At 46.6% G+C, this 22373-nt stretch carries 18 protein-coding genes; 13 read left to right on the top strand and 5 right to left on the bottom strand.

Annotated features, from left to right (window positions below):
- Positions 1-28 precede the first annotated feature (28 nt).
- The 8 genes from G633_RS0103680 to G633_RS0103645 all read left to right on the top strand — a co-directional run bounded on the left by G633_RS0103680 (position 29) and on the right by G633_RS0103645 (position 9466).
- Complete coding sequence (locus G633_RS0103680; protein WP_026519110.1) at positions 29-1606, top strand: VanW family protein; 1578 nt, start codon at positions 29-31, stop codon at positions 1604-1606.
- A gap of 17 nt (positions 1607-1623) precedes the next feature.
- Positions 1624-2592, top strand: coding sequence for an AIR synthase-related protein (locus tag G633_RS0103675; RefSeq protein WP_026519109.1), 969 nt, complete (start codon positions 1624-1626; stop codon positions 2590-2592).
- Between the two features lie 50 nt (positions 2593-2642).
- Positions 2643-3131, top strand: a complete 489-nt coding sequence (locus tag G633_RS0103670; RefSeq protein ID WP_026512388.1) for an Lrp/AsnC family transcriptional regulator — start codon at positions 2643-2645, stop codon at positions 3129-3131.
- Positions 3128-4285, top strand: a complete 1158-nt coding sequence (locus G633_RS0103665) for an aminotransferase class I/II-fold pyridoxal phosphate-dependent enzyme (protein WP_026519108.1) — start codon at positions 3128-3130, stop codon at positions 4283-4285. The genes G633_RS0103670 and G633_RS0103665 overlap by 4 nt, the downstream gene beginning before the upstream one ends.
- Positions 4286-4484: 199 nt before the next feature.
- Positions 4485-5453: a glycoside hydrolase family 43 protein gene (locus tag G633_RS0103660; protein WP_026519107.1), complete on the top strand. Its 969-nt coding sequence runs from the start codon at positions 4485-4487 to the stop codon at positions 5451-5453.
- The gene (locus tag G633_RS0103655) at positions 5450-7015 is read left to right on the top strand and encodes a glycoside hydrolase family 43 protein (RefSeq protein WP_081664674.1); all 1566 of its coding nucleotides are present in this window, start codon (positions 5450-5452) and stop codon (positions 7013-7015) included. The genes G633_RS0103660 and G633_RS0103655 overlap by 4 nt, the downstream gene beginning before the upstream one ends.
- Positions 6993-8498, top strand: a complete 1506-nt coding sequence (locus tag G633_RS0103650) for an alpha-N-arabinofuranosidase (RefSeq protein WP_026519105.1) — start codon at positions 6993-6995, stop codon at positions 8496-8498. Before G633_RS0103655 ends, G633_RS0103650 begins: the two co-directional genes overlap by 23 nt.
- A gap of 44 nt (positions 8499-8542) precedes the next feature.
- A complete protein-coding gene (locus G633_RS0103645) occupies positions 8543-9466 on the top strand; it encodes an ArsR/SmtB family transcription factor (protein ID WP_022767860.1) in 924 nt (307 codons plus the stop codon).
- Positions 9467-9520: 54 nt separating this feature from the next.
- Here G633_RS0103645 and G633_RS0103640 read toward each other — a convergent pair whose 3' ends face one another.
- The 5 genes from G633_RS0103640 to G633_RS17230 form a co-directional block, all read right to left on the bottom strand.
- Positions 9521-10417: a carbohydrate ABC transporter permease gene (locus tag G633_RS0103640; protein WP_242838825.1), complete on the bottom strand. Its 897-nt coding sequence runs from the start codon at positions 10415-10417 to the stop codon at positions 9521-9523.
- A gap of 13 nt (positions 10418-10430) precedes the next feature.
- Entirely contained in the window at positions 10431-11312 is an 882-nt protein-coding gene (locus tag G633_RS0103635; RefSeq protein WP_242838824.1) for a carbohydrate ABC transporter permease, read from the bottom strand.
- Positions 11313-11429: 117 nt separating this feature from the next.
- Positions 11430-12911 (bottom strand): ABC transporter substrate-binding protein, encoded by a 1482-nt coding sequence (locus G633_RS0103630; RefSeq protein ID WP_026519102.1) that lies wholly within the window; start codon positions 12909-12911, stop codon positions 11430-11432.
- A 166-nt stretch (positions 12912-13077) separates the two neighbouring features.
- Positions 13078-14022: a 3'-5' exoribonuclease YhaM family protein gene (locus G633_RS0103625; protein WP_026519101.1), complete on the bottom strand. Its 945-nt coding sequence runs from the start codon at positions 14020-14022 to the stop codon at positions 13078-13080.
- A 24-nt stretch (positions 14023-14046) separates the two neighbouring features.
- Positions 14047-15393 carry a S1C family serine protease gene (locus G633_RS17230; RefSeq protein WP_051199893.1) on the bottom strand — a complete coding sequence of 449 codons (1347 nt, stop codon included), beginning with the start codon at positions 15391-15393 and terminating at the stop codon, positions 14047-14049.
- A 134-nt stretch (positions 15394-15527) separates the two neighbouring features.
- Between G633_RS17230 and G633_RS0103615 the strand changes: the two genes are divergently transcribed.
- Genes G633_RS0103615 through rlmD form a run of 5 tightly spaced genes read left to right on the top strand, consistent with a single transcriptional unit; the run spans position 15528 to position 22323 of the window.
- On the top strand, positions 15528-17921 hold the full coding sequence (locus G633_RS0103615; RefSeq protein WP_026512386.1) for an endonuclease MutS2: 2394 nt from the start codon (positions 15528-15530) through the stop codon (positions 17919-17921).
- Positions 17922-17937: 16 nt separating this feature from the next.
- Positions 17938-18639, top strand: coding sequence for a response regulator transcription factor (locus G633_RS0103610; RefSeq protein ID WP_022767853.1), 702 nt, complete (start codon positions 17938-17940; stop codon positions 18637-18639).
- Complete coding sequence (locus G633_RS0103605) at positions 18640-20076, top strand: HAMP domain-containing sensor histidine kinase (protein WP_026519100.1); 1437 nt, start codon at positions 18640-18642, stop codon at positions 20074-20076.
- Between the two features lie 3 nt (positions 20077-20079).
- The gene (locus G633_RS0103600; protein ID WP_026519099.1) at positions 20080-20577 is read left to right on the top strand and encodes a tRNA (cytidine(34)-2'-O)-methyltransferase; all 498 of its coding nucleotides are present in this window, start codon (positions 20080-20082) and stop codon (positions 20575-20577) included.
- 27 nt (positions 20578-20604) lie between these two features.
- Positions 20605-22323: a 23S rRNA (uracil(1939)-C(5))-methyltransferase RlmD gene (gene rlmD, locus G633_RS0103595; protein WP_026519098.1), complete on the top strand. Its 1719-nt coding sequence runs from the start codon at positions 20605-20607 to the stop codon at positions 22321-22323.
- Positions 22324-22373: the final 50 nt, after the last annotated feature.

The following is a 22373-nucleotide window of genomic DNA, read 5'->3' as shown; positions in this document are numbered from 1 at the left end:
ATTTACATAATATCACAGAGGAAGTATTATGAAAAAATTTTTTGGGGCCATTGGAATTGCGGTTCTACTGATGGTCTTGATGCCTCAGACAGTTGCCTATGCTTCTGATGGCAGACAAATCGCAAAGGGTGTGTTCATAGGACCGGTTGACGTGTCCGGAATGAGCGTAAACGAGGCAGAAAGTGCAGTAACTGCATATGTTGATCAGGTATCGGGGCAGACTCTGACTCTCCATGTCGGCGAGGGAAAAGAGAGACAGCTCACCGGCCAGGATATCGGCCTTTACTGGAGCAACACTTCAGTGGTTGAGGATGCATATTCACTGGGACATCAGGGCAATATCATCCAGAGATACAAAGCGCTTAAGGATCTTCAGCATCAGAACAAGATCTTTGATATTGAATACGGCTATGAAAAAGACATTATAGAAGGCATTGTTAATGAATGCGGAGATGCCTTTGATCAGGAAAAGATCAATTACACACTGACCAAGACAGAAAACGGATTCCAGGTATCCGACGGACAGACAGGATATCTTGTGGATCGTCCTGAGTCAGTATCTATAATAGAAGACTTTATTCAGAACAAGCTCGGTGGTGACAACAATGTCATCCAGCTCTCTGTTAAGGCCGATGAGCCTCAGGGCAGCGAAGAAGAGCTCTCTTTGGTAAGAGATGTTCTGGGAACCTTCACTACCAGCTACAAGACATCAGGAGCATCAAGAAGTGCCAACGTTGCCAATGGATGCAGACTGATTAACGGATCAACTATCTATCCCGGAGAGGAGTTCTCTGTTCTTGATACCATAACTCCTTTCACAGAGGCAAACGGATACTTCCCTGCAGGTTCATATTTAAACGGCCTTGTTGTTGAGAGTATCGGAGGTGGTATCTGCCAGGTTTCAACAACTCTTTACAACGCGGTTCTTCTTTCAGAGCTGGAAGTAACAGAGAGACACAACCATTCCATGATCGTAACTTATGTTTCACCCTCTGCTGATGCAGCCATTGCTGAGTCCGGAGGCAAGAACTTCAAGTTTGTTAACAGCACAGACCATCCTATCTATATAGAAGGATACACTACATCAGACAAGCACATTACATTTACCATATACGGCGTTGAGACAAGACCTTCAGGAAGAAAGGTTTCCTATGAGAGTGAGGTTCTTGAGACAACTCCTGCTTCTGCGGATGAGTTCGTGACCGACCCTTCCCAGGGTGTCGGATATGTTGGCACACAGTCAGCTCACCTTGGCTACAAGGCTCAGCTCTGGAAGATCGTTACAGAGAACGGCGAGACCACCAAGGAAGTCGTTAATTCCAGCAATTACAAGATGGTTCCCAAGATCATTACCGTGGGAACAGCCGGAGCGGATGAAGCAGCTATGTCACAGCTTCAGACAGCAATAGCAACAAGGGATGTTGGCACAGTCAAGGCAGTTGCCGGTGCTCTTGCAGCAGCAAGAAATGCAGCAGGAACAGAAGGCGCAGAGGCAGCTAACCAGGCAGCAGCCGATGCCGTAAACGCAGCCAATGAGCAGCTCAGAGCCCAGGAAGAAGCTGCACAGCAGCCTGAGGGCGATGCAGAGGCCATCCAGACAAACTAACCGGCGCCGGAGAGTGTATGAGAATTGGTAAGATAACTGAGAACGCTTTGAAGCGCTCGGTTTTAAAGCTACTTAGAACAGAATATAAAGATGTTAAAAGCGCAGCTGTAGGGTCAGACTGCGCTTTTTCTGCAAATAAAGAGGCCTTCAGCACAGTATCGAGCGTTACGGCAGACACAAGAGATCCCGGATTTTACGCAGTTGCCAAGGCGCTTATAGGTCTTTTCTCCCAGGGCATAACTCCTGACCATGTGTCGTTATCCGTAATGCTTCCTGCAGATGCAGAGGAGCAGATGGTAAAAGACATTGTGAGAGGCGCGATAGCTGCGGCTAAGATGTTCGATGTTCCCTATACCGGCGGACACACTGAGGTGACAGAGGCAGTAAACAAAGCACTTGTAACTGCTGTTGCTGTGGCGGGAAGGTCAGAGAGTCCTCTCATCGATGCAAAGCCTTTGGCCGGGGATGACCTTGTTGTCACCAAATGGATTGCCCTTGAGGGCACATCAATGCTGGCCTTGGAGAAAAAGGACGAACTTTCATCCAGATACCCGGTACCTTTTATAGAAGAAGCAGAGCGCTTCAGAGCGCTTTTAGATATTCGAGCGGAGGCTGCAGTCGCCGTGAAGTCCGGAGTCAGAGCCATACATGATGTTTCATCGGGGGGAATTTATGCTTCTCTCTGGGAGATGTCTGAAAAGGCAGGCTGCGGACTAGAGGTAGACCTCAGGAAGATTCCCGTAAGACAGGAAAGTATTGAGATCTGCGAGTTCTTTGAATTAAACCCGTATCAGCTCACATCGGGTGGAGCTCTTTTAATAGCAACAGGCGATGGAAAAGGCCTTGTGAAAAAGCTGGAGGATGAAGGAATTCCTGCGGCGGTGATAGGAGCTCTTAAGGAAGGAAACGATAAGATAATAGTAAACGGAGATGAAAAGAGATTTCTCGAATCTCCTCAGGCAGATGAGATACATAAGGTCTTATGACGGAATTAGTGGTATTATAGTAAATAAATCAGAAGGGGAGAATGATAAAGATGAGTACAAGAGAAGAAATTCTAGGTATTATTGAGAAAAACAGCCGTATAGATGTACATGAACTCAGCGTCCTTTTGGGAGCGGACGAGCTTCTTGTAGCCAATGAACTTAAGAACCTTGAGGAAGAGGGTATCATCTGCGGATATCACACAATGATAGACTGGTCCAAGACCGATATTGAGAAGGTTAATGCGCTTATTGAGGTTAAGGTTACACCTCAGAGGGGCCTTGGCTTTGACAGCATTGCCGAGAGAATCTACAAGTACCCGGAGGTTACCAGCGTATACCTTATGAGCGGAGGCTTTGATCTCATGGTCATCCTTGAGGGCAAGACCCTTCAGGAGGTAGCAAGCTTTGTAAGCAACAAGCTCTCTACACTTGATACCGTTCTTAGCACAGCAACCCACTTTATTTTAAAGAAATACAAGGACCATGGAACAATTCTTGCAAAGAAATATGAAGACACAAGGGAGATAGTATCGCCATGAGAAACCCAATCGGAAAGAAAGTAGTAGATATAAAGCCATCGGGTATCAGAAAGTTCTTTGATATTGTCCTTGAGACTGAAGGCGCTATTTCTCTGGGTGTTGGTGAGCCGGACTTTGATACTCCCTGGCATATAAGAGATGAGGGTATCTACTCCCTGGAGAAGGGACGTACCTTCTATACATCCAATTCAGGACTTAAAGAGCTCAGGACCGAGATCTCCAATTACATTCAGAGGACTCAGGGCGTAAGCTACGACCCGATAAAAGAAATATTCGTTACGGTAGGAGGATCTGAGGCTATCGACCTTGCTCTACGCGCAATGGTTGATGAGGGAGACGAAGTTTTGATCCCGCAGCCCAGCTACGTATCCTACGAGCCCTGTGCAATTCTGGCAGATGCTGTTCCTGTTATCATTGAGCTCAAGGAAGAGAATCAGTTCAGATTAACAGCTCAGGAAGTGCTTGATAAGGTTACGGACAAGACCAAGATCCTGGTTCTTCCGTTCCCCAACAACCCAACCGGAGCCATCATGGAGAAGGAAGACCTCGAAGCTATTGCCAAGGTCGTTATAGAAAAAGACCTCTATGTCATATCCGACGAGATCTACGGAGAGCTCACCTACAGTGGCAAGCACGTATCCATCGTATCTCTCCCGGGAATGAAGGAGAGAACCATCCTTATTAACGGCTTCTCCAAGGCCTATGCCATGACAGGCTGGAGACTTGGATATGCCTGCGGACCACAGGCCATTATGGAGCAGATGGTCAAGATCCACCAGTTCGCCATCATGTGCGCGCCTACAACCAGCCAGTATGCTGCTGTTGAGGCCTTAAGGAACGGCGATGACGACGTTCTTATGATGAAGGAGCAGTACAACCACAGGAGGAGATTCCTTCTTAGTGAGTTTGAGAGGATCGGGCTTCCGTGCTTTGAGCCCTACGGCGCATTTTATGTGTTCCCTTGCATCAAGAAGTTTGGAATGACCAGTGATGAGTTCTGTACAAGACTTCTTAAGGAAGAGAAGCTCGCTGTTGTTCCGGGTACAGCCTTTGGTGACTGCGGAGAGGGTTACATAAGAGTTTCCTACGCATATTCACTTGAAAATCTCAAGGCTGCCATGGAGAGACTGGAGAGATTTATCAGTAAACTCTGATGTGAAACAAATTAAATATCTTTAGGTAAAACTAAAACTCCTGCTTGTTTGAGCAAATATGCACAAAAAGCAGGATTTTTTTTGTGAAAATCCTTAGAATATCTAAAATAATTCATTAAAATCTAAAATAATCGTTGACTTCATATTTCTCGCATTTTAGAATTGATAATAACAAGGTGTATTAGGAGAAATTGGACAAATGACAGCGGAAAAACAGCTAAAATATAACGAACCATGGATACTTCAGAGGGCTGACCCCTATGTTTACAGACACACAGACGGGACTTATTATTTCACAGCTTCTGTTCCGGAATATGACAGGATTGCCCTGAGGAAATCCGATACTCTCGCAGGTCTCGCAGATGCAGAAGAGACAGAGATCTGGCACAAGCATGAGTCAGGTCCTATGAGCATACATATCTGGGCTCCTGAGCTGCACTACCTTGACGGCGCATGGTACATCTACTATGCAGGAGGAGATAAGGATAACATCTGGGAGATCAGGCCTTATGTTCTTCAGTGTAAGGATGCTGACCCGATCACCGGAACCTGGACAGAGCTTGGCAAGATCCAGAGAGCTGACGCAGACGAGTTCTCTTTTAAAGCCTTCTCTCTTGATGGTACAGTGTTCGAGAACAAGGGCGAAAGGTACTATGTCTGGGCAGAGAAGGTAGGAGTCGGAAGACAGATCAGCAACCTCTATATAGCCAGGATGGAGAGCCCATGGAAGCTTGCAACGGTCCAGGTGATGCTGACAACCCCTGATTATGACTGGGAGAGAGTGGGCTACTGGGTAAACGAAGGCCCTTCAGTCATTAAGCACGGCGGAAAGATCTTTTTAACCTATTCTGCCAGTGAGACGGGCAAGCCCTACTGTATGGGAATGCTGACTGCTGATGAAGACAGCGACCTTCTTGATCCTAAGAGCTGGACAAAGGAGAGATATCCGGTTCTTGAGTCTGATGAGAAACTTGGCATCTACGGACCTGGGCACAACAGCTTTACAGTGGACGAGCACGGACAGGACATCTGTGTATACCATGCAAGAAATGAAGAGACCATAACGGGAGATCCTCTCTACAACCCCAACAGGCACGCAAGACTTATGCCGGTTGTCTGGGACGAAGAGGGAAGGCCGGTTTTCTCTTTTAACCGGGGAGATAAATGATGAAAAGGAAATGCATGAGATTTATCGCAGCAGGGATGAGCTTCGTCCTTGCTGCTCTTGGAAGCGGATGCTCGGCGCCTTCGGGGGCAAAGAGCTCAGTTCTTCCTCAGGAGGCGAGTATGGAGGAAATAGCAAAGGGATCCGTTAACTCGGGGGCATCTCTTCACGATCCCCAGGTCATTGTGGCAGATGACGGCACATATTACTGCTACGGAACCCACATGACAGCAGCTACTTCTTCGGATCTGATAAAGTGGGATACCTGGGCTGATGGGGTGAACGGCAGCAACAAGATCTATGACAACCTGCTGACCGAGCCTTTTGATGCCTTTTCTTTTGTGGGTAAGAACGAGCAGAATAGTTATTCAGTCTGGGCTCCAAGCGTTATCTACAACAAGAAGACCGGCAAGTACTGGATGTACTTCTGCACCACTTCTTCTTATATAAAGTCAAATATCGTACTGGCAACTTCTGATAATATCGGAGGTCCTTACCACTACGAAAAAACAATAATTTACTCAGGATTCGCAAAATCTGACCTGAATCTGACTAACTTTTGTGAGATAATGGGAGAGGATGTAGCCACAAGAAACCGCTATGTATCGGGCGGTGCTTATAACAATCAGCTCTGGCCAAACGCCATCGATCCTGCAATGTTTTATGACGCAGATGACAGGCTCTGGATGGTATACGGCTCCTGGTCAGGCGGTATCTTTATCTTAGAGCTCGATCAGGAAACCGGCGAGCCGATCCATCCCGTCACAGATGACGAGAATGAAGTAGATGCATACTTTGGTAAAAGACTTATCGGCGGATTCCATCATTCAATAGAAGGCCCATACATCCATTACGACAAGGCTACAGGCTACTACTATCTGTTCCTGTCCTATGGTAATCTCCAGACAGACGGCGGATATCAGATAAGAGTCCTGAGGTCGGAGAACCCTGACGGACCTTATGTGGATGCTACGGGAAACAGCCTTGGTATCAAGGGAGATCTTGATTCCTACGCTGATTACGGCGTTAAGCTCATGGGTAATTACACGCTTCCAAGCCTTAACGTCACATATATGGCGCCCGGAGGACAGTCCACCTTTGAGGGAGCAGACGGTAAATTATACATCGTCTATCATCAGAGATTTAAGAACAACGGGGAGTTCCATTCAGTAAGAGTCCATCAGATGGCCATGAATGAGGATGGCTGGCCCTGTGTTTTCCCGTTTGCCACAAACGGTGAATCCCTATCGGAAGAGGGCTATAAGACAAAAGACATTCAGGGTACTTTCTACGTGGTCGACCATGGCCTTGAAGTGAACAACCTGGTAAATGAGCCTGTAGAGTGCAAGTTTGCAGATGGAAATATCACGGGCGGAATAACAGGAACCTATGAGGTAAAAGAGGGTACTAACTTTATCACCATAAAATCCGGGGATGTAACCTATAAAGGAGTTATGGTGGAAATGACAGATGAAGCAGGAAACAACACCTTCTGCATCAGCGCAGCAGGTGACAATAATCATTCAATATGGGGAGTAAGATATGGCAAAACTAGTGATCAATGAAACAAAGAAAATGGGAGAGATAGCGCCCGAAGTATACGGACATTTCTCCGAGCACCTGGGAAGATGTATCTATGAAGGCCTCTATGTAGGTGAGAATTCGGATATTCCCAATGTCAACGGTATGAGAACAGACGTGGTTGAAGCACTGAAGGAAATGAAGGTTCCTGTGCTTCGCTGGCCGGGCGGATGCTTTGCAGATGAGTACCACTGGATGGACGGTATCGGAGAGAAGTCAAAGAGAAAGAAAATGATCAACACTCACTGGGGCGGAGTTATGGAGGACAACAGCTTCGGAACAGATGAGTTCATGGAGCTCTGCAGACAGCTTGGATGCAAGACCTATGTAAACGGAAACCTCGGAAGCGGAACAGTTCAGGAGATGAGCCAGTGGGTTGAGTACATGACCTTGGACGGAGTATCTCCCATGGCTGACCTTCGTAAGGAGAACGGACATCCCGAGCCTTATAAGCTTGACTACTTTGCAGTAGGAAATGAGAACTGGGGCTGCGGCGGAAACATGAGACCTCAGTACTATGGAGATCTCTATCGCAGATATCAGACCTATCTTCGTCAGTACAATCCTGACAAGAAGTTCAAGAAGATCGCCTGTGGTGCAAACAATGATGACTATCACTGGACAGAGGAGGTTTTAAAGACCTGCTTTGATCATTCACCTGCACACGAGCACGGCTTTATGGACCTGATCTCTCTCCACTACTATGACATGCCTTACGGCTGGGATCCTAAGGTAAGCGCAACAGAGTTTGATGATGAGTGCTACTACAGAACTCTTAGCAAGGCTTATCTCATGGATGAGCTTGTATCAAGACATTGTAACGTACTCGACCAGTACGATCCCGACAAGCATATCGGACTTGCAGTAGATGAGTGGGGAACATGGTTTGAGGTTGAGCCTGGAACAAATCCCGGATTCCTCTATCAGCAGAACACTGTAAGAGATGCCCTTGTAGCCGGCATTACTCTCAACATCTTCAACAAGCACTGCGACAGAGTTAAGATGGCATGCATCGCTCAGATGGTCAACGTTCTTCAGTCCGTTATCCTCACAGATGGCGAGAAGATGATCAAGACTCCTACTTATCATGTATTCCACATGTATCGTCATCACCAGGGTGCTGAGCTTCTTGGCAGCAGCATCACAGGAGCTACAGAGATCGGTGTTGAGGATGGCTTTAAGGTACCTGACCTCACAGAGTCTGTATCTGAGAAGGACGGAATCATCACAATCACAGTCAGCAATCAGTCTCCTTCTGAGGCAAAAGAGCTTGATGTTGTATTTGCTGAGAAGAAGAGCTTTGAAGTTGTTGAAGCAAAATATGTAGGCGGCGCAGATGCGCATGATTACAACACCTTTGAGGATCCTGAGAAGGTTGTTGAAAAGAACGTTGAGGATTACAAGACAGAAGGCGGACTTAAGCTTAACATACCTGCAGCAAGTGTAGTTGAGATTAGACTAAAATAAAGGTATAATATTTTAATCTAATATGAAAAGGGTGGGTACGTATTATGTTACATATCAAGTCGCTTGATGAGGGGCTCGAGCTCTTTAAAGCACTGGGTTCTGATATTCGAGTTGAGATAATCAAGATACTTCTGAATGAAAATGCCATGAACATGAACGAGCTTGCAAGCCGTCTTAATATCACCAACGGCGCGCTTACAAGTCATATCAAGAAGCTGGAAGAATGCGGTGTTGTTACTGTTTCATCTGAGGCTTCAGGCCATGGCAATCAGAAGGTATGCTCAGTACATCTGGACAAGATTCTTATAGAGCTTCAGGATAAGCCTGAGAGTGAGAATATCTACACAACGGATATCAAGGTTGGTCTATTTTCAGACTACAACGTTTATCCAACCTGTGGTCTTGCAACCAGTAACAGGCTCATCGGAGAAGTGGATGATACCAGATACTTTGCTCATCCCGACAGATATGAAGCTGATATTCTCTGGTTCACCAAGGGATATGTCGAATATGCCATCCCTAACTTTGTTCCTGCCAATCAGAGGATTGACGAGATCTGCATTTCCATGGAGCTGAGTTCTGAAGCTCCCGGAGTTAATAATGTATGGCCTTCGGATATCTATTTTTACTTAAACGGAACTCTTCTTGGAACCTGGACGAGCCCCGGAGACTTCGGAGATGTAAAAGGAATCTTTACTCCCGACTGGTGGTTCCCCAACTGGAATCAGTACGGACTTCTCAAGATGCTGGTTATAAACCACAAGGGTACGTTTATAGACGGCCTTCAGATCTCTGATGTGACCATTGATCAGTTCAAGATATCAAGTAAGAGTCCTCTTAAGTTTAAGCTCGAAGTTCCTGAGAATGCAGAGCATGTAGGTGGCCTTACAATCTTCGGAAGAGGCTTTGGTAACTACAACCAGGATATAAACATAAAGATGGCATACAGCCCTATAGAGTTGCCATAATAAAGGTAAAGAATAAGAGGTTAGCTTAAACGCTAACCTCTTTTATTATGTCTTTTACTTGATTCCGCTGATTGCGATTGACTCGATGATGACTCTCTGGAACAGGAAGAACAGTATCAGTGTTGGAAGCATTGCTATTACTGATGCTGCCATGATCAGAGCGTAATCACTTTGGATCGCATAGTAGTGGTTAAAGGATCTGATAACTACCTGCAGGGTCCAGGTCTTTTCACTTCTAAGGAAGATCGTTGGAGCAAGGTAGTCATTCCATATTCCCATGAACCAGAGCATGAGCTGTGTACCAAGAGCGCCTTTCATAAGTGGAAGGAAGATCTTCCAGTAGATGCCGAAGTAGTTGCATCCGTCAATCTTGGCTGCATCCATAAGGTCTGAAGGGATGCTGTAGAGGTTCTGCCTGAGGAAGAAGATCATGCTGACGTTTCCAAAGCACCCCGGAATGATAAGTGGTGCCAGGGAATTGGTCCAGTGGAGCTTGGTAAAGAGTACGTACTGAGGGATCATTACAACCGCAAATGGAATCATGATGGTTGCAAGAAGTGCCAAAAACAGTGCGTTTTTACCCCTGAATTCCATCTTGGCAAAGGCAAAGGCTGCAAGGGATGAAGTAAAGCCTCCGATAATGAGCACGGGGATCTCAACCTTGATGGTGTTGATGATACCGCTTATGAACTGTCCCTTTTTCATAACCTCGCTGTATTTACCGATAAGGATCGGGTCAGGAATGATCGTCAGGGTTCCTGAGAGGATCTGGTTTTTGGTCATAAAGGATGTTGCCACCATGTAAACAAGGGGGAACACCATTGTTAAAGCAAATAAGAACAGCAGTACAAAGATAATGATGTTGAACGTCTTTTCCTTGGGGGATGTGACGCGATCATTCATGTAATCTTTTTGGCTGCTCTTTGGTTTTGATAAAATTGCTGTAGCCATCTGTCACACCTCCTTAATCTATAGTCTTAACCCATTTATCCTGGCCCCAGAAGTTGATGGCCGTGATAATGAATATGATGGTCGCAAGAATTACCGCAACTGCACTTCCGTATCCAAGCTGTCCGTTGGTAAAGGCTTTCTCATAGAGATAGAATACAACAGTTGCTGAGCTGTAGTTTGGTCCGCCGTTTGGTGTCATGACCTGAACTTCTACGAATACCTGGAAGCCTCCAATGAGGGAAGTGATAAGTACGTAGAAGGTTACCGGTGAGAACAGCGGGAGAGTGATATTGGTGAACTTCTTCCAGCTGTTTGCTCCATCGATCATGGCTGCTTCATAGTAGTCTCTCGGAATGTTCTGAAGTCCTGCAAGATATAGGATTACCGTTCCGCCGAGGCCCTTCCATACCATGAAGATGATGAGGGATATCTTTACCATGTGCTCATCGCCCAGCCAGTTGGGACCGTGCATTCCGGTGAGAGCTTTGTAGATACCATTTAAAAGACCGTAATCGTAGTTAAATACCCATGCCCACAAAATAGATACAGCAACCAGTGAAGATACCACGGGAACATAGTACATGGTGGTAAGAACTCTTTTGCCCGGAATCTTTCTGTTAAGGCCCATGGCGATGAGGATTCCCAGGATCATTCCGATGGGAATACCAATCATGTAGATTATGGTTGTTCCCATGGATCTCCAGAATTTGTAATCGCCGAAGATCTTAATGTAGTTGCCAAGGCCGACTATATTTCCCCAGAGAGAATTCATTCCTGTCCATTTACTGGTACTGGCGATCAGGGCGAATACGATCGGGTACGCCATAAAGAGCATGAAGCCGATAAAGGGAGGTGCGATAAACAGCCATGCCCAGCGCTCTTCTCTTTTTGCCATGGCGGATCTGTGTACTTTGACTTTTGTTTTTGCCATTTTCTCTTTCCTCTAAATCTTATAAAACGAGCCCCTCGGCATAAAATACAGAGGGGCTCTGTTTGGTTCTAAACTGGGTTATCAGCCGTTCTTTGTAGCTGAATTCTGAAGCTCTATAGCCTCGTCAAGAAGCTCCTGCATCTCAGGCTCAACCTGCTTTAAGTAATCCTCAACAGAGATATCGCCGTTCTTGATGTTGAATACACCTGACCAGAAAGGTGTGAACCACTCTGAGTTGTATGTGTAATCTGTCTCCTGAAGAGCTGCTGCGTAGTTGTCGTTTCCGTCGAAGTAACCAAAGATAACGTCTACGTTTGAAGCGTAAGGAACTTTGCCACTGTTTACAGCATCCTTGAACTCGCCGTATGCAAGCTCTGTGATGTTAGGAAGCTGGATAGAAGCACCTGTTGAGATACCTGAAACTGCTCTCTGTCCGTCAGCATCTGTTGAAAGCTTTGAAACAAGCTCTGCGCAGAGGTCAGGGTACTCTGTTGTAGCTGATACGCAGTATCCAACTGATCCCATCCATGTGTGTGATCTTCCGTCACCTGAAGGTCCTACAGGCCATCCGCAAAGGTTCCACTTGTAAGGGAATGTAGCATCATCCATAAATGCTGCAACGTCCCATGTACCGCAAGCGTAGAAAGCAACCTGTCCATCGAGCCATCTCTGGTATCCGCCAAGAGCTGTATCCTGCTCAACTGAAGGTGTAAGGCCGTTCTTTGTAAGGTCTGTGTAGAATGTAAGAGCCTCTGTGAGCTGAGGGTTATTTGCAACGTTAACCTTGGTCATATCGTCGTTGAGGAACTTAACGCCGTTTGAATAAAGAATAGGTGTCATGCCCCATTGATCTGCACAGGCAACGCCCCACTGATCAACTTCTCCGTCGCCGTCCTTGTCCTTTGTAAGAGCCTTGCATACTTCCTCGAACTCTGCGTATGTGTATGGCTTGTTAGGATCGGGATATTCAAGACCTGCCTCATCGAAGAGGTCCTGGTTGTAAGCAAATGCGAAACATGAAAGATCCTTAGGGAATGCGTAGAGTGAACCCTTGCCGATCTCGCTGCCGTCATAGCGGTAGATTTCCTGAGTTGTTCCCCAAATACTGCTGATTGTTGCATCGTCCACATAGTTGTCGAGTGGAAGGATGTAACCGTTGTCTACATAAGAACGAACTGCTGCAGGTCCTACGTAGAATACGTCAGGCATATCGCCTGCTGTCATGTTGGCGATCATCTTCTGGTTGTACTCATCCTGTGTTGTAACTTCGAATACAACTTCCTTGACCTGATCCTTGTGCTCTTCAACGAACTCATCGATGAGCTGCTGGTAGATTTCCTTCTCATGCTCCTGCATGTAAAGGAATACGTGGATTGTCTGATCACCTTCACCTGCAAGGGTCTCGGTTGAAGACTCTGAGGTGGTCTCAGCTGCAGCTGTGTCTGCTGCCGGTTCTGCCGGAGTAGCTTCGCCTGCTTCCTCAACAGTTGTTGTTGAGCAGCCTGCAAGAATACCCATTGACATACAGCCGGCTAATAGAATACTCAAAACTTTCTTCTTCATAGCAAATCCTCCTAAAAAAATTGCGTTAACTAGCATCTGTTATAGCAATTTTACTAAACAGGATTATCGGGCGTCAATGGGTATTTTAGATTTTTCTTAAATATTTTAAATTTTTGTCGTTTTACACAAAAAACTAAAGTTGTTTTTGTTAATCTATAAATGGTAATCAGTCAATCTTTGTCTCGAAGATGTTTGTTTCAAAGAATTTGTTGAATCCCTGCCATCCCGGAGTGGTTATATTCTGCAGGATTTCAGTGAAGGTCTCCATCTTGGCATCTGTGTTGTCAGCAAGGTTTAGGGCTACGGCTTCCATGATTGCTGGCTTTTTGGGTGAGCCATACTCAAACTCTCCGTGATGAGCAACTATGCAGTGCTGAAGCTCCTGCTTTAAGAGCTCAGGGAAGCCTTCGATGAGGGCGGCTTTTTCTCCAACCATCATAGCTCCCATGACGATGTGGCCGAGGAACTGACCTTCATCGGTGTAATCGTTGACAGGGAAAAGAGACAGCTCTTTTGTCTTACCTATATCATGGCAGATGGCTGCTGTAAGAAGAAGGTCTCTCTTGAGCATAGGATAAGCGCCTGCCATATAGTTGCAGAGCTTGGTAACGCTTAGGGTGTGCTCCAAAAGGCCGCCGATAAAGCCGTGGTGCACGGTTTTGGCTGCGCTGGACTTGCGGAACTTCTCGATAAAGGCTGTGTCCTTTACAAAGAATTCTTCCAAAAGCTTTTTTAAATAAGGATTCTCTATAGTTGCGATGATCCCCAAAAGCTCTTTATACATTGCGTCGTTGTCCTTGCTTGAAACAGGAAGGAAATTGGCAAGGTCGTATTCTCCCTCGGAGCACTTTCTGGCTCTCTTGATGTTGATCTGGATAGCACCGTTAAAGCTGGTAACTTCGCCAAAGACATCTATGCAGTCCTGATCATCAAACTCATCGATGCCGGCTCCTCCCGGCTCCCAGATCTTGGCATCTACTGTGCCGGTCTTATCCTGCAGGGTTACGGAATAGTACTCCTTTCCATTCTTGGTTGTGGCTGACTGTTTGTGCTTACACATATAGATGTCAGCAACTCTGTCCCCTGGTTTAAGATCCTTGATAAATTTCATAAAAACCTCATTTCTAACAATAAATTAATTGTGGGTGGCACTTGATAAAGTCACCTCTATGTCAAGCTCTATGTAATCATTTGGAGCCTGTCTTTTTACTGCAACAGTTATTATATCATCCGGTGAGCACTGCGCAAGTTTGGAAATGAACTGCTCATAGGAACTGACTTCGACGCCGTCTATGGCGGTTATTATATCTCCACTCTGGATTCCGGCCTGCATAGCTGGAGAGCCAAGCTCAGTCTTTGTTATGTAAGCGCCGGCAGGGATGTTCTGCTGCTCTAAGATGTCCGCGGGAATAGTGGTTCCGTGGATACCCATGTATGCTCTGTTTCGTCCGTTTGAGAGATCTTCAAACAATGTCTTTAACTCTGTGATACCGATGGCACAGATATGGTTCTCCAGATCCTCGGTGTTGTAGGACATGTCGATAATACCAATAACCTGGCCGTTTAAGTTGGCGAGTACTCCGCTTCCCAAGGTGCTGCCGTAGATGTCTGTGGTCAGGAGCTTGTAGTAGGAATCTTCAAGGTTTAAGGTTGTCTTCTCGGAAGTGATGATACCGTAGGAGATGGAACCCTGAATTCCAATGGGGCTGCCGACTGCGATGACGGGAAGACCAGTCATTGTGCCGTTGTTGGAGCTTCCTAGGAATGAGGTTGTCACCTTGTTTCTGGTGTTCTCTGTCAGATCCGATCTGCTGACGCTGATGACACTAAGGCCTGTTACGTCATCGGCGAGTTTCAGTTCTGCGTTGGCCATGGAGCCATCGACAAAGGTTACCTTTATACTCTCGGCTTCGCTTATGGCTGATGAAGGAACTACGATAAAGTAGCTGGAGCCGTTGTTGGCGATAATGACGCCTGAAGCAGATCCGCTGCTCTCAAAGGATTCGCTGAACCAGTTGGTGTCGTTGGAAACAGCAGTCACTGTGACTATGCTGGTGCCTACGCTCTGGGCAACGCCCTTAAGAGAGTACATCATTTTTGAATAGTCGGAAGCAGAAAAGGCATAGGAAGCGATGGCTTCATCGATCTGATCCTTCTGATTGGCTTCAAGATACTGGGCTTCGACCTCCGCTATCTGAAATTCGTCTGCAAACATCTCCTCGGGAGTAAGCTCATCCTGAACCTCCTCCTCCGGGAAGGAGATGGGCTCCGGCTCAGCTTCCGGATAGAGCTTGTCACTGAAGACCGGCTGCAGGAACAGGAACGTAAAGCACGCAACTATTCCGAATACTATGGCAAGAAAGAACGTGATGGCTGTTCTTCTTAAGAGTTTTTTCCTATTTATGGGGCGCTGTTTTATCTTTTCACTGATAAACCCTGTGTCCGCCAATACTTCTTTTTTCTCATCCTGATTAAGAGGCATGTCTTTTTACCTTCCAAGCTCAAAATATTACATACATTATATTATAGATTGGCTCTCTAGTCACGGAGCGCTTAAAATGGTAAACTGTAATTTGGACAATTATGTAAACAAGCAGAAAAACAAGGTTTTTAGAAATGAACAAAAAAGCATTACACGTACTTGAGTACGACAAGATAATTGAAAAACTGGCAGAACACGCAACATCTGACCCCGGCAGAAAGCTCTGTCTTGAGCTTGAGCCGTCTTCTGATATCAAAGAGATCAGAAAGAACCTGCAAAAGACTAATGACGCCATCGCAAGGATCTTCAAAAAAGGATCCGTAAACTTTGGCGATAACAAGGAGTTTGGCGGGATCTTAAAAGCGCTGAAGATCGGATCATCCCTTGATATGGCATCGCTCCTTAGGCTTGCTTCATTCCTTGATAACGTAAACAGGGTAAAGAGCTACGGAAGACCGCCAAGAGATGATGAAGAGGGAGACTCACTTACTGAGTCCTTCCAGATGCTTGAGCCTCTTACCTTTGTGTCAGCAGAGATCAGAAGATGTATCGTGTCTGAAGATGAGATGAGCTCTGATGCAAGTCCTGCACTAAGGCACATAAGGCGCGGAATGATGCTGGCCAATGACCGCATTCACGAGCAGCTGAACAGAATGATAAATGGTTCACTGCGCACCTACCTTCAGGATGCGGTGGTTACAGTCAGAGGAGATAGATACTGTATACCGGTAAAAGCTGAGTACAAATCCCAGGTAAACGGTCTTGTTCATGACCAGTCGTCCTCGGGGTCAACACTCTTTATTGAGCCGGCAGCAGTTGTTGAGCTCAACAACAAGATCCGCGAGATGGCACTTCAGGAGAGCGCAGAGATTGAGAAGATCCTCATGGAGCTCAGCCTTTCAGTGGCTGAACATGTTGATGCCATCAGGTACAACTGCGAGATCATGACTGATCTTGACTTTATCTTTGCCAAGGCCTCCTATGCCCTGGAGATAAATGCCATTACACCTGTATTTAACGAGCAGCACATTTTTGATATCAAGAAGGGAAGACATCCTCTTATTGCAAAAGACAAGGTGGTTCCCATCGACGTATATGCCGGCCGTGATTTTGACATGCTGATAATAACGGGACCAAATACCGGCGGTAAAACAGTTACATTAAAGACGGTAGGTCTTTTGACCCTGATGGGACAGGCGGGGCTTGCGATACCTGCAGCGGACAGGTCGGAACTGTCGGTGTTTGAAGAGGTTTACGCGGACATCGGTGATGAGCAGAGTATTGAGCAGTCTCTTTCAACCTTCTCATCACACATGACAAACACGGTTGCTATCTTGGAGAATGCCAATGAGAACAGCCTGTGCCTTTTCGATGAGCTGGGTGCGGGTACTGATCCTACAGAGGGTGCGGCTCTTGCCATCTCAATCCTGAATGACCTTCACAAGAGGAAGATCAGGACCCTGGCAACGACTCACTACTCAGAGCTCAAGGTCTATGCCCTCAACACAAAGGGTGTTCAGAATGCAAGCTGCGAGTTTGATGTTGAGTCCCTAAAGCCCACATACAGGTTGCTGATAGGACTTCCCGGAAAGAGTAATGCCTTTGCCATTTCTTCAAAGCTTGGGCTCCCCGACAGGATCATCGAGGCAGCCAGCGAGCAGATAAGTACAGAGGACAAGCGCTTTGAGGATCTTATCGCAGATCTTGAGATGAGCCGTAAGACCATCGAGAACGAGCGCCTTGAGATAGAGCAGTACAAGAAAGAGGCCGAGGAACTCAGAAAGCAGCTCGAGCAGAAGACAGACAAGCTGGACAGACAGAAGGAAGATATTCTGCGTGAAGCCCACGAACAGGCAAGGCAGATCCTTCAGGAAGCCAAAGACGTCGCCGACGAGACCATCAAGGTATACAGAAAAGCCGGTCCGAATGCTTCCATGCAGGACCTTGAGAGGACAAGGACGAAGCTCAACGAGAAGATATCCGACAAGAACAAGGCGATCACTAAGAAGAAAGAGCTGCCGGCAGATCACCAGATTCTCAAGGAATCTCAGCTCAAGCTTGGCGAGAGCGTAAAGATCGTGTCCATGGGACTTAAAGGAACCATCTCATCCAAGCCCGACAAGGATGGAAATCTCTTTATCCAGTGCGGAATCATGAAGACCAAGGCCAACATCAGAGACCTGGTGCTCATTGGAGATGAGGATCCCAAGGCTGCCATGAAGAAGTTCTACGGCAGGAACACTTCGGGAGGCGGCAAGATGGACCTCTCCAAGGCTTCGACCATCAGGACGGAGATCAATCTTATAGGAAAAAACAGCGATGACGCAGTCGCTGCTTTGGATAAATACCTGGACGATGCTTACATGTCGCATCTTAATAACGTGAGAGTCGTTCACGGCAAAGGCACAGGAGCCTTAAGGCAGGCTGTGCATCAATATCTTAAGGGGGTACCCTATGTCAAATCCTTTAAGCTGGGCGAGTTCGGCGAGGGAGATGCAGGGGTTACAATTGTTACTTTTATAAAGTAAGAGGGGAATAGTATAAATGGTTAGCAAACAGAAAATTTTAATCGTAGATGATGACAACAACATTGCAGAGCTCATCTCTCTTTATCTGGTAAAAGAGTGCTTTGAGACCAAGATCTGTAACGACGGCGAGACAGCCATCAACACCTTTGACACCTTTAAGCCAAACCTGGTGCTTCTTGATCTGATGCTTCCAGGCATCGACGGATATCAGGTCTGCAGAGAGCTAAGGACCAAGAGCCAGGTGCCGGTGATCATGCTCTCTGCCAAGGGAGAAGTATTTGATAAGGTCCTTGGCCTTGAGATGGGGGCTGATGACTACATGGAGAAGCCCTTTGATTCAAAAGAGCTTGTGGCAAGAGTCAAAGCTGTCCTTAGAAGATACAAACCTCAGGTTCAGGAGGTTCAGGAGTCGGATGACAAGGTTGTAAGATATCCTGACCTTGAGATCAATATGACCAACTACTCGGTAACCTACATGGGCGAGAAAGTTGACATGCCACCCAAGGAGCTGGAGCTTTTGTACTTCCTTGCTGCGTCTCCAAACCATGTATTTACCAGAGAGCAGCTCCTTGACCAGATCTGGGGCTATGAGTACATCGGAGATACCAGAACAGTAGATGTTCATATCAAGAGACTTCGTGAGAAGCTAAACGACCACGACAAGTGGAGACTGGCTACCATCTGGGGAATCGGTTATAAATTTGAGGTACAACAGTAAATGAAACGGACCCTTTACATCAAATTTCTGCTGGCATATCTTTTGTTCGGCATATTTGGTTTTATTGTGGTTGCGACCTTTGTGTACAGTATGACACTTGACCGCTTAAGGCGAGACAAGGCGGATAACATGTACCAGGTTGCCACACAGATAGCCAACACCTATGCAGCAGATCTTTACAATTCGGAGACGTCCCTTGAGACAGTACACGGAGAACTTTCCTCGCTGTCCAAGTACATGGATAACTCCCCAATATGGATCGTCAATCCTTCGGGCCGACTGGTTCTTGACTCCTCAAGGATGCTTGAGCCGGGAAAAGAGATTGTGATAACCGGATTTGATCCGACGATCACAGGCTCTAGCTACTATACTACCGGGAACTTCTGGAGCTCTTTTAACCAGGAAATGCTGAGTGTATTTGCGCCGATAACCGGCAATTATAAGGTTCAGGCCTACGTTGTTATCCATACACCGATAGCTACGCTGGAGAAAAAAGCCAACACTTTCCTCAACATCTCTTACCTGATGCTGATAGTTCTTTTCCTGCTGTCTTTGATAATCCTTATCTTCTTCACGGAGCTGGTATATGTGCCGCTTCGCAAGATAACCAGGGCTACCGAGCAGTATGCTGCCGGAAATATGGGCTATGAGTTTTCGGTGGAGTCTGAGGATGAGATGGGCTACCTTGCTGCTTCTTTGTCTTACATGGCAGGTGAGATCGCCCGCTCCGAGGATGATCAGAAGAAACTGGTTGCCAACGTTTCCCACGATTTCAGATCTCCTCTTACATCCATAAGAGGTTATCTTGTGGCGATGCAGGATGGAACCATTCCTCCCGAGATGCACGAGAAGTACCTTGGGATAGTAATAAACGAGACCGACAGACTTACCAAGCTCACCAATGAGCTCCTTACACTCAACAACATGAGCACCAAGGGAATGCTGCTTAAGAAGGTCGACTTTGACATCAATAGTGTCATCAGGAAGGTCGCAGAGTCTTTTGGCGGAACCTGCATGGACAAGAACATCGCCATCGAGCTTGTGCTGACAGATGACAAAATGCTGGTAAATGCTGACGTTGACAAGATCCAGCAGGTGCTTTACAACCTTGTGGACAACGCCATCAAGTTCAGCCACCACGACTCTTCGGTTAAGATCGAGACCACCGAGAAGCACAGCAAGGTCTTCGTATCTGTCAAGGACAGTGGCATCGGAATTCCCAAGGAAGACTTAAAGCTCGTATTTGACAGATTCTATAAGTCCGACGCCTCAAGAGGTAAGGACAAGAAAGGCACCGGCCTTGGCCTTGCAATTGTAAAAGAGATCATAAAGGCCCACGACGAAAATATCAATGTTATCAGTACTCAGGGCGTTGGAACTGAGTTCATCTTCTCGCTCCCTAAATCTGCAGCGATGGATGCTGATGACGAGGAGTAATAAATGCACATAGTACTGCACCAGCCGGAGATTCCGCAGAATACCGGCAATATCGGAAGAACCTGCGTTGCAACAGGTACAAGCCTTCATCTTATAGAGCCCCTGGGCTTTCGCCTCGGAGAAAAAGAGCTAAAGAGAGCCGGGATGGATTACTGGGAAAAGCTCGATGTCACAAGATACATGGACTATCAGGATTTTATGGCAAAGCACCCCGGGGCTAAGATATGGTACGCTACCACCAAGGCAAAGCGCACCTACGCCGAAGTGTCTTTTGCCATGGACGACTACATCATGTTCGGAAAAGAGAGCGCTGGAATCCCGGAGGAGATCCTGGTGGACAACGAAGAGACCTGCATCAGGATACCGATGGGCGAGGATATAAGATCACTGAACCTGTCCAATTCTGTTGCGATCGTGCTCTACGAAGCCTTAAGGCAGAATGATTTTGCAGGGCTTGAGAGACAGGGCGAGCTACATAGATTGCATTGGCGTAGCGAGTGAGCAGAACTTCCATGTGAGAGGTTATAAATGGGAAAAGAAAATTTTCTTTATAAGAAGGACGATGTTCTGACCGTGGACATCGTCGATATCGGAAACGACGGAGAGGGCATAGGCAAAATTGATGGCTATACCCTCTTTATTAAAGATGCGGTAATTGGCGATAAAGTCAGTGCCAAAGTCATGAAGGCCAAAAAGAATTATGCTTATGCGCATCTTGAGAAAGTGCTGGAGGCTTCGGAATTCAGGCAGGAGGCTAAGTGCCCAATCGCCCGTCAGTGCGGTGGTTGCCAGATCCAGAACATGACTTATGAGAGGCAGCTTGAGTTCAAGCAGAACAAGGTAAGGAATAACATTGTGCGTCTAGGCGGCTTCGATGAGGATTTTGTTGACAGTATCATGGAGCCCATCATCGGAATGGACGAGCCCTGGAGATACAGGAACAAAGCCCAGTACCCGATTGGCACGGGCAAGGATGGAAAACCCATTGCCGGATACTATGCAGGAAGAACCCACAGCATCATACCTGTTAGGGATTGTCTTATCGGGGTAAAGGAGAATCAGGAGATCCTCGATATTATACTGTCCCACATGGAAAAATATAAGGTCTCTGCCTACGACGAAGTAAGTGGCAAGGGGCTTTTAAGGCATGTGCTGATAAGGAAAGGCTTTACCAGTGGTCAGATCATGGTGTGCCTTGTGATCAATTTCTACGGAAAAGGCGCAGAGTACATTCCGGGACAGAAGGAGCTTACGGATAGGCTGTCTGAAATTGACGGAATGACCAGCATCTCTGTCTCCATAAATACTGAGAAGACTAATGTGATTATGGGACTTAAGATCCGTACGATCTGGGGAGCAGATACCATCTCCGATACTTTGTGCGGGCTTGAATTTGAGATTTCGCCTTTGTCGTTCTATCAGGTTAACCCTGTTCAGACCCAGAAGCTCTATGGACAGGCCATTGAGTATGCGCGCCTTACGGGAAAAGAGACTGTCTGGGACCTTTACTGCGGAATCGGAACCATCTCTTTATCCATGGCAAAGGCAGCAGGCCATGTCTACGGAGTTGAGGTTATTCCGGACGCCGTGGAAGATGCCAAGAGAAATGCTGACAGGAATGGACTTGAAAATGCGGACTTCTACTGTGGTAAGGCTGAGGAGGTTCTGCCTGAGTTTTATGAGAAGAGGAGGCTTGGCGCAGAGGGAGATTCTGTGTCAGATGCTGCGCTTCATCCTGACGTAATCGTAGTAGATCCACCCCGTAAAGGGTGCGACAGCGCCTGCCTTGAGACCATGCTCAAGATGCAGCCCGATCGTATCGTCTATGTAAGCTGCGACTCCGCAACTCTCGCCAGAGACCTTCGAATACTGTGCGACGGAGGCTATGAGATAAAGAAGGTGCGCCCCTGCGATATGTTCAGTTGGAGCGTACATGTAGAGACGGTATGTTTATTGTCCAAACTTCATGAGGCAAAGCACCATATCAACGTAAAGGTAGATATGGACGAGCTTGATCTTACAAGTGCGGAAGCTAAAGCAACATATAAAGAGATTGAAGAATGGGTGCAGGAGCACTATGGATTTCATGTAACAAATCTGAACATTGCTCAGGTGAAGCAAAAGCATGGAATTATAGAGCGTGAAAACTATAATAAGCCCAAATCTGAGGATAGTAGACAACCTGGATGCCCGGAGGAAAAAGTTAAGGCGATAGAGGATGCTTTGAAACATTTTCAGATGATATAAAGAGTGTTGTGCTCATTCTAATAAAAAGAATAGTGGATAGTATTATGCCT

This window comes from Butyrivibrio sp. FCS006, assembly GCF_000424525.1.
GTDB lineage: Bacteria > Bacillota > Clostridia > Lachnospirales > Lachnospiraceae > Butyrivibrio.
Note: the sequence above shows the minus strand (reverse complement) of the source record. Positions and strands in the feature narration are given on the sequence as shown.

Bases quoted from the DNA above. Each gene is read 5' to 3' on its own strand.
- G633_RS0103645 (WP_022767860.1), top strand. From the start codon at position 8,543: ATGTTACATATCAAGTCGCTTGATGAGGGGCTCGAGCTCTTTAAAGCA.
- G633_RS0103610 (WP_022767853.1), top strand. From the start codon at position 17,938: ATGGTTAGCAAACAGAAAATTTTAATCGTAGATGATGACAACAACATT.
- G633_RS0103605 (WP_026519100.1), top strand. From the start codon at position 18,640: ATGAAACGGACCCTTTACATCAAATTTCTGCTGGCATATCTTTTGTTC.
- G633_RS0103615 (WP_026512386.1), top strand. From the start codon at position 15,528: ATGAACAAAAAAGCATTACACGTACTTGAGTACGACAAGATAATTGAA.
- G633_RS0103625 (WP_026519101.1), bottom strand. From the start codon at position 14,022: ATGAAATTTATCAAGGATCTTAAACCAGGGGACAGAGTTGCTGACATC.
- G633_RS0103680 (WP_026519110.1), top strand. From the start codon at position 29: ATGAAAAAATTTTTTGGGGCCATTGGAATTGCGGTTCTACTGATGGTC.
- G633_RS0103665 (WP_026519108.1), top strand. From the start codon at position 3,128: ATGAGAAACCCAATCGGAAAGAAAGTAGTAGATATAAAGCCATCGGGT.
- rlmD (WP_026519098.1), top strand. From the start codon at position 20,605: ATGGGAAAAGAAAATTTTCTTTATAAGAAGGACGATGTTCTGACCGTG.
- G633_RS0103635 (WP_242838824.1), bottom strand. From the start codon at position 11,312: ATGGCAAAAAGAGAAGAGCGCTGGGCATGGCTGTTTATCGCACCTCCC.
- G633_RS0103655 (WP_081664674.1), top strand. From the start codon at position 5,450: ATGATGAAAAGGAAATGCATGAGATTTATCGCAGCAGGGATGAGCTTC.
- G633_RS0103600 (WP_026519099.1), top strand. From the start codon at position 20,080: ATGCACATAGTACTGCACCAGCCGGAGATTCCGCAGAATACCGGCAAT.
- G633_RS0103675 (WP_026519109.1), top strand. From the start codon at position 1,624: ATGAGAATTGGTAAGATAACTGAGAACGCTTTGAAGCGCTCGGTTTTA.
- G633_RS0103630 (WP_026519102.1), bottom strand. From the start codon at position 12,911: ATGAAGAAGAAAGTTTTGAGTATTCTATTAGCCGGCTGTATGTCAATG.
- G633_RS0103650 (WP_026519105.1), top strand. From the start codon at position 6,993: ATGGCAAAACTAGTGATCAATGAAACAAAGAAAATGGGAGAGATAGCG.
- G633_RS17230 (WP_051199893.1), bottom strand. From the start codon at position 15,393: ATGCCTCTTAATCAGGATGAGAAAAAAGAAGTATTGGCGGACACAGGG.
- G633_RS0103640 (WP_242838825.1), bottom strand. From the start codon at position 10,417: ATGGCTACAGCAATTTTATCAAAACCAAAGAGCAGCCAAAAAGATTAC.
- G633_RS0103670 (WP_026512388.1), top strand. From the start codon at position 2,643: ATGAGTACAAGAGAAGAAATTCTAGGTATTATTGAGAAAAACAGCCGT.
- G633_RS0103660 (WP_026519107.1), top strand. From the start codon at position 4,485: ATGACAGCGGAAAAACAGCTAAAATATAACGAACCATGGATACTTCAG.